The 9,867-nt window shown below is 43.4% G+C and carries 12 protein-coding genes; 8 read left to right on the top strand and 4 right to left on the bottom strand.

The features are described from left to right. Nucleotides 1-15: 15 nt before the first annotated feature. From J2Z66_RS37440 to J2Z66_RS37415, 6 genes are all read left to right on the top strand, one after another. Nucleotides 16-144 carry an IS4 family transposase gene (locus J2Z66_RS37440; protein WP_376774549.1) on the top strand — a complete coding sequence of 43 codons (129 nt, stop codon included), beginning with the start codon at nucleotides 16-18 and terminating at the stop codon, nucleotides 142-144. Between the two features lie 416 nt (nucleotides 145-560). Further along, nucleotides 561-746: a hypothetical protein gene (locus J2Z66_RS37435; RefSeq protein WP_209978275.1), complete on the top strand. Its 186-nt coding sequence runs from the start codon at nucleotides 561-563 to the stop codon at nucleotides 744-746. A gap of 822 nt (nucleotides 747-1,568) precedes the next feature. After that, nucleotides 1,569-1,736: a hypothetical protein gene (locus J2Z66_RS37430; RefSeq protein WP_209978273.1), complete on the top strand. Its 168-nt coding sequence runs from the start codon at nucleotides 1,569-1,571 to the stop codon at nucleotides 1,734-1,736. A 32-nt stretch (nucleotides 1,737-1,768) separates the two neighbouring features. Further along, a complete protein-coding gene (gene aceA / locus J2Z66_RS37425; RefSeq protein ID WP_209978270.1) occupies nucleotides 1,769-3,046 on the top strand; it encodes an isocitrate lyase in 1,278 nt (425 codons plus the stop codon). 47 nt (nucleotides 3,047-3,093) lie between these two features. Next, entirely contained in the window at nucleotides 3,094-4,680 is a 1,587-nt protein-coding gene (aceB, locus tag J2Z66_RS37420; RefSeq protein WP_209978282.1) for a malate synthase A, read from the top strand. A gap of 121 nt (nucleotides 4,681-4,801) precedes the next feature. Next, the gene (locus tag J2Z66_RS37415; RefSeq protein ID WP_209978268.1) at nucleotides 4,802-6,133 is read left to right on the top strand and encodes a DRTGG domain-containing protein; all 1,332 of its coding nucleotides are present in this window, start codon (nucleotides 4,802-4,804) and stop codon (nucleotides 6,131-6,133) included. A 329-nt stretch (nucleotides 6,134-6,462) separates the two neighbouring features. Here J2Z66_RS37415 and J2Z66_RS37410 read toward each other — a convergent pair whose 3' ends face one another. From J2Z66_RS37410 to J2Z66_RS37400, 3 genes are all read right to left on the bottom strand, one after another. Beyond that, complete coding sequence (locus J2Z66_RS37410) at nucleotides 6,463-6,747, bottom strand: type II toxin-antitoxin system RelE family toxin (RefSeq protein WP_209978266.1); 285 nt, start codon at nucleotides 6,745-6,747, stop codon at nucleotides 6,463-6,465. Beyond that, on the bottom strand, nucleotides 6,747-7,097 hold the full coding sequence (locus J2Z66_RS37405; protein ID WP_209978264.1) for an AbrB/MazE/SpoVT family DNA-binding domain-containing protein: 351 nt from the start codon (nucleotides 7,095-7,097) through the stop codon (nucleotides 6,747-6,749). Before J2Z66_RS37405 ends, J2Z66_RS37410 begins: the two co-directional genes overlap by 1 nt. Before the next feature lie 236 nt (nucleotides 7,098-7,333). Beyond that, nucleotides 7,334-7,834 carry a hypothetical protein gene (locus J2Z66_RS37400; protein ID WP_209978262.1) on the bottom strand — a complete coding sequence of 167 codons (501 nt, stop codon included), beginning with the start codon at nucleotides 7,832-7,834 and terminating at the stop codon, nucleotides 7,334-7,336. On the opposite strand from J2Z66_RS37400, the gene J2Z66_RS44375 reads away from it, so the two are divergent. Together J2Z66_RS44375 and J2Z66_RS37395 are read left to right on the top strand one after the other, a co-directional pair. After that, nucleotides 7,779-7,895, top strand: coding sequence for an Rpn/YhgA-type helix-turn-helix domain-containing protein (locus J2Z66_RS44375; protein ID WP_512699960.1), 117 nt, complete (start codon nucleotides 7,779-7,781; stop codon nucleotides 7,893-7,895). The two genes, J2Z66_RS37400 and J2Z66_RS44375, sit on opposite strands and share 56 nt — an antisense overlap. Before the next feature lie 292 nt (nucleotides 7,896-8,187). Beyond that, a complete protein-coding gene (locus tag J2Z66_RS37395) occupies nucleotides 8,188-8,838 on the top strand; it encodes a hypothetical protein (protein ID WP_209978260.1) in 651 nt (216 codons plus the stop codon). A gap of 151 nt (nucleotides 8,839-8,989) precedes the next feature. On the opposite strand, the gene cmk is transcribed toward J2Z66_RS37395, so the two are convergent. Next, nucleotides 8,990-9,679, bottom strand: a complete 690-nt coding sequence (cmk, locus tag J2Z66_RS37390; protein ID WP_209978258.1) for a (d)CMP kinase — start codon at nucleotides 9,677-9,679, stop codon at nucleotides 8,990-8,992. Nucleotides 9,680-9,867 lie beyond the last annotated feature (188 nt).

Below are 9,867 nucleotides of genomic sequence, written 5' to 3'. Positions count from 1 at the left end.
ACCCTGCAGGAGTCTGTGTTGGCTTTGGCCAAACTGGGAGGCTTTTTAGGGCGCAAGAGCGATGGAGCCCCGGGCGTAAAGGTGCTGTGGAGGGGACTCCAAGTGTTTCGCAACGTCTTGGATACGTATCGATTATTACTGTAAATTTCCGGAAACGTTGTGGGGCAAGCTTAGACATCCGCGACCATTAGAAGGCGGTTTTCCCCACAATCGCCCCCTTTTCACCCTGTAAGGGACATCCGTGAACGTTACAATCTCATTTCGCTGCATTTCCGCTTCTAACGGACTGCGGTGACCATTAGCGCACGTGTTACCCTCGCCGATATGAAAATAGCTATGAATTACATATTTAGAATTACATATTTGGAATTACATATTTAGAATTACATTTTTGAAAGTAAGCTTGGAGTTAAATTTCATCAACAGAAATCTGTATTATATAAATAAAATATAGACTAAATAATTATTGAATTTATTTAATTATATGAATATAATAATAAATATTAAAATATTGTATTAATACAGATTATAACTTTTGAATGATGAGAAGGAGGTTAGCCATGGACAGCACTGTAAAGAAAGAAAGTATAAACACGTTATCCAATCGTAATTTGAAAGGAAAAGAACACCTCTGCGCCTCTAAAGATGAGTGTGATAAAACCGCCTTCTATCCGATATCACCCGTTCACCTGGCTTTATACTATTCGTATTTTTCCGAAGTCGATGTATTGGCTGAAATCGTGTAATGAAATAAACGCCTTGCGGCGTCCTTTGATGTGCGTGTTCGTGACTTGGGTGCATTGCGGAGGGAATGGCTGTGGGCTCCAGCCGCTGTTAAAGATTTGTTCCCTGAATGGAATCGATGAGGAGGTAGGAACAAATCTTTAAATGCGGACGCTATCGCTCTTCCACCCACAGCCATTCCCTCTCTTTAGCTACAATCGCACGAATCACACGAACACCAAGTTCAAACGGACAGCCAGCAAGGGTTGTTCTCTTGATTAGAGGAGATTTCCTAGCGGGCGCAGCGCTAGGAATTAAGAGCACGCAGCTGAGAAGAATCTGCTACTTTAACGATGTTTTTCATCGTTAAAAGCACTGAGTCCTCTCCATATCCTTACTTTAACGATGAAAAACATCGTTATAATCCCTTTTAACCATCCAGAGTGGCCACCCGTCCTCTTTTAACGATGAGAGTGGATCATTAACGTGACGGATTGACCTGTAACACTTACTTTAACGATGAAAAACATCGTTAAGTGGAACACACGATCTTTAAATGCGGACGCTATCACTCTTCCACCCACACCCCTTCCCTCTCTCAGCTACAAAGTGCAAGAACACCAAGCTAGATAACCGCTGAAATCGGCTGCAGCGGTTTTTCTTATGTTTAAATTTTTTGGGAAAGCACAGCCCTCCCATCCCCAATTGGACAGATTCCCACTATCATTTTTTCATTGTTATAGTAAATTAAAATAAAATTTAATTATTGCATAACAATAATTAATGTGATATAAAATAAATTATTAATTTAATCTGTACTAATACAAAACCAGGAGGTAATAACAATGGATTGTCCAACATGTCAAGGAAACGGTGAACTCGAGGAAATGAAACCGACTGGAGAAAAGCATCAGGATCAAGGGGAATGTGTACGTTTTGATAAAGAACGCGTGTTGTGGCCGAATACTTGCCACACTTGTGGCGGTAGTGGTTTTCTGGATGTATCTTTCTAAGCATACGAAAATTCTAAGGAGTGACGACGAAAATGAATCAACAAAATCAAAGAGAGCAATTGCAAGCCAGCTGGAATTCTAAAAGGTTTGAAGGTGTTTCGCGCCCTTATACGATTGATGATGTACTCCGCCTTCGCGGCTCCGTTCTCGTAGAACAAACGTTGGCTCAGCGTGGAGCACAAAAGTTTTGGGAATTGGTCAACAACGAGGATTTTGTTCCGGCATTAGGCGCACTGACTGGGAATCAAGCTGTTCAGCAGGCGAAAGCAGGACTTAAAGCCATTTACTTGAGCGGTTGGCAGGTTGCTGCCGATGCGAACTTATCCGGTCATATGTATCCCGATCAAAGCTTGTACCCGGCTAACAGTGTTCCATCTGTGGTAAAGCGAATTAATCAAGCCCTGCAGCGTGCCGACCAAATTCAGCATGCGGAAGGCAAAGACAATATTAATTTTTATTTACCTATTGTTGCGGATGCAGAAGCAGGTTTCGGCGGACCCCTGAACGTATTTGAGCTGATGAAAAATATGATAGAATCCGGGGCAGCGGCAGTTCATTTTGAAGATCAGCTATCATCAGAGAAGAAATGCGGTCACTTGGGCGGAAAAGTGTTGCTGCCTACCCAACAAGCCGTTCGCAATTTGATTGCCGCAAGACTTGCCGCTGATGTGATGGGCGTTGAAACAGTGCTTATTGCAAGAACAGATGCGAATGCGGCTCAACTCCTAACTAGCGATATCGATCCGAATGACCGACCTTTTCTCACTGGCAAGCGTTCTCCGGAAGGATTCTTTTACGTCAATGACGGGTTGGGGCAAGCGATTTCTCGCGGTCTTGCTTATGCACCTTACGCGGATCTGGTTTGGTGTGAAACGTCAGAGCCTAATCTGGAGGAGGCAAGGCGATTTGCAGAAGCCATCCATGAGAAGTTTCCCGGCAAATTGCTCGCTTACAACTGCTCCCCCTCCTTTAACTGGAAGAAAAAATTAAACGAACCGACCATTGCCAAATTCCAGCGCGAGCTTGGGAAATTGGGATACAAGTTCCAGTTCGTAACCCTTGCAGGATTCCATGCATTGAATCACAGCATGTTTGAACTGGCACACGATTATAAAGACCGCGGGATGGCTGCTTACTCCGAGTTTCAGCAAAGCGAATTTTCGAGTGAATCCAAAGGCTATGAAGCGACCCGCCACCAGCGTGAGGTTGGAACAGGTTACTTTGATGAAGTATCGCAAGTGATTACGGGCGGAACATCATCGACTACAGCACTTGCAGGCTCAACGGAAGAAGAGCAGTTTGTATCTTGATTGAGATTGAGGAATAAAGGAGATGGGAAAAATTGAGTCATCCACCCCTGCCTGCAGGCATTGAAATAAATATAGAAATAACGGATAGGAATAGGGAACAAATTCTTTCGCCAGAGGGATTAACGTTCATTGCTAAACTAGAGCGCATGTTTCGTTCCGAGCGGCTTGCATTGCTCCAAAAGCGCGACCTGAGACAGGCGGAAATTGATGCCGGTAAGCTGCCGCATTTTTTAGAGGAGACGGAATCGATCCGCTTGAAAGATTGGTTAATCGCTCCGATTCCTCCGGATTTACAAGATCGCCGCGTAGAAATTACGGGTCCGGCAGGTGACCGCAAAATGGTTATTAACGCCTTCAACTCAGGAGCCTATATGTATATGGCTGATTTTGAGGATGCCAATTCTCCCACATGGGACAACACGATTGGCGGTCAAGTGAATCTTCGCGACGCGGTTAATAGAACGATCCAGTTTGAGAGTCCAGAAGGAAAAACCTATCGCCTAAACGAAAAAATCGCTACACTTATAGTTCGCCCGAGAGGCTGGCATCTGGAAGAAAAGCATGTACTCGTTGACGGTCAACCTGTTTCAGCAGCATTATTTGACTTTGGCTTATTCTTCTTTCATAATGCAAAAGCATTGATTGAGCAAGGCAGCGGCCCTTATTTTTATTTGCCAAAACTGGAGAATCATTTGGAAGCACGCCTTTGGAATGAGGTGTTTGTATGGGCTCAAAGCGAGCTCAGCATTCCGCAGGGGACAATAAAGGCAACTGTATTGATTGAAACAATCCTCGCCGCTTTTGAAATGGACGAAATTCTTTATGAACTGAGAAAGCATAGCGCAGGCTTGAACTGCGGACGGTGGGACTATATATTCAGCTACATAAAGAAGCTGCACAAGCAGCCAGATTGTATTGTACCGGACCGGGCGCAAGTCACAATGGAATCGCCATTTATGAAGGCGTATTCATTGCTAGCGATCCAGACCTGCCACAAGCGCCAGGCGCATTGCGTGGGAGGAATGGCCGCACAGATTCCAGTGAAAAATGACCCGCAAGCCAATGAAGAGGCAATAGATAAAGTAAGAGAGGATAAATTACGTGAGGTCCGGAATGGACATGATGGAACATGGGTTGCGCATCCCGGGCTTGTCGCTATTGCCAGAGAAGTGTTTGATGAGTTCATGCCTGCAGCGAATCAGGTGGAGAGACAACTGACTGACATCACCATAACTGCAGAAAATCTGCTTGAAGTTCCACAAGGTCTTATTACGGAAAAGGGTGTTCGCACAAACATCAGCGTTGGGATTCAATATGTGGAAGCGTGGCTGCGCGGATTGGGTGCCGTCCCCATCAACAACCTGATGGAAGATGTGGCGACTGCTGAAATATCGCGTGCACAGTTATGGCAGTGGATTCACCACCCAAAAGGATTTTTGGAGGATGGGCGCAAGTTGACAGCGGATTTATTTCATCAAATTCAATATGAAGAGATGGAGAAAATTAAGGAATCTTTCGGGGAAGCCGCTCTTCAGGACAGCAAATTTGATCTGGCAGCCGCGCTTTTTACTCAGATGGCGATTTCACCAGAATTTGAAGCCTTTTTGACGACGCAAGGATACCGGTATTTATAAATGTTTGACAACCATTATATAATGAACAAATAAGCAGCCCTCTTTGGAGGTGCTGTTTTTTTTATGGGGATTATTATATAATTATTTAAATCGGAAGTACAGCCCAATGAGGTGAGAGATCATGAATCCATCAAAACCGGAACTTAATACGAAGCATGAGCAAATAACGAAATATATTGAAACGTTAAGTGCTGGTACGAAGCTGTCCGTTCGGCAAATCGCTGAAGACTTGGGTGTGAGTGAAGGAACAGCGTATCGGGCCATTAAAGAAGCGGGAAACATAGGACTCGTAAGTACAAAAAGACGTATTGGAACGATCCGGATAGAAAAAAAAGAAGAGCCCCATCAGATCGATAAATTGACTTTTGCTGAAATTGTCAATGTCGTGGAAGGTGTTGTGCTTGGTGGAGATTCGGGTATCCATAAATCACTGAACCAATTTGTCATTGGCGCTATGCAGCTCGAAGCGATGCTCAAATATATTGAAAAGGGCAATCTTCTCATTGTCGGCAATCGGGTACAAGCTCATATGTGTGCCCTGAGTCAAGGTGCTGGCGTTCTAATTACGGGGGGATTCGACACAACTCCGGAAGTAAAGCAGTTGGCTGACGAATTGGAACTTCCTATTATTGGCACCGCTTACGATACATTTACGGTTGCGACGATGATTAACCGGGCGATGGAAGATCGGCTTATTAAGAAAAAAATCATGCTGGTTGAAGACTTGATACGCAAAGATATTCAGGTATTTTCTTTGACGCCTGACAATACCGTGAAAGATATGCAGAAGCTGGTTGATGAAACGACGCATACGCGCTACCCTGTTGTGGATGAGAATCAAGTCCCCATTGGCATGATAACGACCAAGGATATTATCGGGGCAAAGCCAAGTCAATCCATAGGCACTTTAATGACGCCGAATCCGCTTATGATCAGCAGCAAAACCTCCGTCGCCTCCGCCGGCCACACAATGGTCTGGGAAGGGATTGAACTGCTGCCAGTCATTCATACAGACCGTAAAATGATCGGGGTTATCAGCCGGAAAGATGTCATGAAAGCCATGCAGTATATGCAGAGACAGCCGCAAAATGCCGAGACGTTCGAGGTGCAAATCTGTGCTGGCGTTGAGGAATTGCGCGATCCGGAAGGCAAGCTCTATTTTAAAGGAACCGTCACTCCGCAAATGACTAACTTCGAAGGTATGGTTTCAGAAGGCATCCTCTCCACTTTAATGATTCGCGCTGCCTACCGCACCGTTCAAGATCATAAAAAAGGGGATTTAATTTTGGATAGCTCTTCCGGCTACTTCCTCATTCCGCTGCAAATTGATGATGAAATTGAAATTTTGCCAACCATTGTGGAAATGAGCCGCAGATTCTGTAAAATCGATATGGAGATTGTCAGCAACGGCAGACGAGCTGCCAGATCGATGTTTACGGCACGTATTTTGTAAAATGAACGTCATTTCTGGCCATTAATGATAGATGTAACGGACTGCAATGTCAAATAAACGAGCCTAATAAATGAGCATAGCCGTTGAGCAAACCGTTAGACCGTCAGATTGTTCTGACGGTTTTTTTGAATGAATACGGGAGGAAATAATTTCGAACGAACTTTTAATTACTAATTTTTTACAGGAACGAAGTAGAGCTGCTTCACAATCGGATTATAGTGCAGGATAATTCCCTTTACAATTCAGACTGGCTGACCCGCTGCCAACTCCTACTCCGTCTTCTCCTCAGCATATGCGTAGCTTAATTTCCACGCTTCCAATAGGTAGGTTCATCGGTTTCTGCGTTTCAGTTCGTCGTAAAAGTTTTCGCGTGTGCCGATCTGCATGATTTTAACTTCAATGTGCTCCTCGAATATCTGGTAGGCAATTCGGTAACCCACCCCTAGGTGGGTAAAACTCCATTTCTTCAAATGAGTTAGATTACCGTGCAGAGGTTCCCCAGCATGGGGATTTTCAGCAATGCTCTCCAAGATAGACAATACTTCTTTAATCACCGACTTATCAAGACGTTTCAAATCCTTCTTAGCCTGATTTGAGATATTCAATTCAAACATTATAGTCGGCCCTCGTTATTTAGCTCTTTCTTTAAATCTTCCAGAGATGTAAATTCGCCGCGTTCAAATTCTTCATCCGATTCCTCAACCATCTTCATGAGTGACTTTGCCAGCTCTTTCTTTCGTTCCAGAATTTTTTCAGCAAAGTCTTCCTCGGCATATCCTTCGTTGATAAGATCCCTCTTAATAAGATCTTCAAGATCATCAATGAGATCTTTTTTATAAAGGACTAGACGGCCGTGTTCATCAATATCTATTTTTAAATTATCATTTGGAAAAATGTTTACCTGATCACGTAGTTGTTTCGGAATCGTAATTTGACCACGATCATTGACTTGAATATCAAACATGATTAAAACACCCCTTCTTAATTCAGCATTCTGATTACTGACTTGATTATACCACACTAAGTCGTTTTCGCTCCATAATAATAGTTTGGATAAATCAGTTTTTTTATTACGAGGGTTACTTTCAAAATGAAAATACTGGGAAATAGATATAAAAAGTTTCTAAACAAATGAAGTCGCTTCGCCACCACGTACGAGTGGCCCCACTGCCGCTCGAGCGCCCAGTATTAGGGATTGCTTCAACCCGCGGAAACGGCATAAAATTGTTTCATCATCGGGTTGTAGTGAAGCGTCAGCTTCCGCTCCTTTTGCTTGGCTGTAATGGAGTCGACATATTCCCGCAACGGAGCAAGCACCAGCCGGCCATGATCGAGCACCGTCTCTATGCGGACGCTGTACTTCTCTTCCATCTCCAGCAACTGCTTCTGCTGCTCCAAGCCGATCGAATGAATCTTGTCTAATAATTCCAGCCGCTTCTCATTTGTCAATCCCTTGCGCTCACTCCGCTTTTGCGCTTCCTTGGTCAACTCAACGTAATAGTCGGTGATCCTGGCCTTGTCCTTATCCAGCTCCGATTGGCTCACCTTCTGACGGCTCGCTTTCTCAGCCTTTTCCTTGGCGTATTCGTAACCTGATTTCCAGGCCGCCAGCAGATCTGTTTCCGAAACAAGCTTTTCCTCCGTTATGATGCCGATACGAATAGCCCGAAAACTCCTCGCTCGTGGTTGCGATATCGCCACTATAGCAGAAGTAACTGAGCTACCTGAGGAAGATGTAAGAGCGTTGACGCTGGAGCAGTAGCTTTTATCGTTTCAGACCAATCAGTGCAAAGCCGCTATGCAGGAACGTTAATATCCGTTTGATTTCACATTACAATAGCGAGGATATGGCACCCGTTGAGAGGTAAGTACTACTCCATTGGTTGCCTTTTTCTGTTTTCTACTGTTCAAAGAATTGTTGAGCAAACCGTCGGATTCCCTTCCCTTACAAGCCGACAACCTGATATTTTTTCAACCATATAAATTCCCTAGTTCTATAGAACTACATAATCAAAAGTGATATAATATTGGAAAAATTGGTAAAGGAGAAACATATGAATTCTAGAAACATATTTTCAACGATTCTATTAGTTATCGGCGGCTTGGAAATACTCGTAGCCTTTATCATTGGCATTGCATGGGGACAGCCAGAGAGCAATTATGGGGCTCATAATTGGAGCATTACTTTATGGTGGTGGATCGGTGGATTTATTTCAGGTATGGTTTTTATCGGATTTTCTGAAGTCATTCATTTACTGCAAAAAATATATGACAAGATTCCTGCAGGAAACGCTGGAAATCAATCAAATACCCACACCTTTTCCGCTACAAATAAAGTTGAATCTATGACCACTAATTCGATAGAACATTCACAAGTAGAAGAAGTAGAAGTAGACGAAAAAGAAAAAGCCCTTGTTTCAGCTAAGCAGTTTAATGGATTGACCATCAAAATCGGCGAACAGAAGTTTAGTGGTTATTTCCTGATTAGTGAACTGCAAATCGAGATCTACAAGAAAGCCTTTGCCGAGCCTCCCAAACTAATGAAAACAGTCTCGCTCCAAGATATCAATGGGGTAAGCAAAAATGGGGAATATTTAATCGTTGAAGTAAACGAAAATGAAACCATCAGCCATTTTTCTTTTAAAACCCATACTGTTTTTGATTATCAAAAGATTGCCGATCTGCTTACAATGAAAAGTAAGTGAGAAACTAATATACGTCCCATTTCATCGATTCTCTGTGCATCTTTCTCGGTGAAATAAATGAGCATAGCTGTTGAGCAAAACGTCAGGACGTTCCTGATGTTTTTTTAATAAGTGGATAAACAAATGGATCATACAACTCTTGTTCAAAATTTCAAATAACTCCATCTCCCAAGTTTCTTAGTCGAAAAGCTTGTATCATGAACTGTAGACATTCATCGGTTGCAAACCGTTCAGTGTCAATTCCGATCATATCGTCACTTTTTCTTACAGCATTGACTTCCCGCTCCTTATCGCTAGTATCACGTTTCACGATTTCCGCGCTTGTCTCTTCCAGGGATAAGGAAATACCTTCGCTTACTTGCTGGCTCCATCTTCTTTTAGCTCGAATCCATAAGGGCGCATCACAAAAAAATTTCAAATCAGCCTCTGGAAATATGCCCGTACCTAATCCATGACCCTCTGCTACAACGTCAAGTCCTTTAATCCCTTCCCGCAAATGCTGTGCAAGTGTACGACAAACTTCAGGAATTTTGGTTACATGGGGCAGAATGCTTCTTACCTCGTTAGAAAACAAAGTATTTGGAGCTGGAACAGCACCATTAAAATGAGGTATAAGTTTACCGTCCTTTGTTTGAAAATAAATATCTACGTGTTTGAGGTAATCGGCTACTTCGTTTGCATCGAAGATATTGATCTTTTGCTGCAGCATTAGCCATGCATTGAATCGGTGCGCCGTTCCGGTGCTTAGAAGGGGCCATCCCAGATGCTTGGCTAGCATCGAAGCACACGTTGATTTTCCTGATGCAGCCCATCCATCAAAAGTTATTAGTGTCGTTTGCAAACAGATCACCCCACAGCTAAATTTGTATTATTTTACCATTATCATATTAATAAATCAATAACTCAATTGACGGCATCGGCATCTAGTTATGCATCTAGTTATGCATCTAGTTATGCCGGTTTTAGGAGCGCTTGCGTGATCACGCCAAAGATTTGCGGGAACTCCACCGGATTTCAGGGGGTTATGCG

The organism is Paenibacillus eucommiae (assembly GCF_017874215.1).
GTDB classification, from domain to species: domain Bacteria; phylum Bacillota; class Bacilli; order Paenibacillales; family NBRC-103111; genus Paenibacillus_AI; species Paenibacillus_AI eucommiae.
Note: the sequence above shows the minus strand (reverse complement) of the source record. Positions and strands in the feature narration are given on the sequence as shown.

Coding starts and splice junctions, on each gene's coding strand:
- J2Z66_RS44375 (WP_512699960.1), top strand. CDS start 7,779: ATGATGCCGATACGAATAGCCCGAAAACTCCTCGCTCGTGGTTGCGAT.
- J2Z66_RS37410 (WP_209978266.1), bottom strand. CDS start 6,747: ATGTTTGAATTGAATATCTCAAATCAGGCTAAGAAGGATTTGAAACGT.
- J2Z66_RS37430 (WP_209978273.1), top strand. CDS start 1,569: ATGGATTGTCCAACATGTCAAGGAAACGGTGAACTCGAGGAAATGAAA.
- J2Z66_RS37415 (WP_209978268.1), top strand. CDS start 4,802: ATGAATCCATCAAAACCGGAACTTAATACGAAGCATGAGCAAATAACG.
- J2Z66_RS37395 (WP_209978260.1), top strand. CDS start 8,188: ATGAATTCTAGAAACATATTTTCAACGATTCTATTAGTTATCGGCGGC.
- aceA (WP_209978270.1), top strand. CDS start 1,769: ATGAATCAACAAAATCAAAGAGAGCAATTGCAAGCCAGCTGGAATTCT.
- J2Z66_RS37405 (WP_209978264.1), bottom strand. CDS start 7,097: ATGTTTGATATTCAAGTCAATGATCGTGGTCAAATTACGATTCCGAAA.
- J2Z66_RS37435 (WP_209978275.1), top strand. CDS start 561: ATGGACAGCACTGTAAAGAAAGAAAGTATAAACACGTTATCCAATCGT.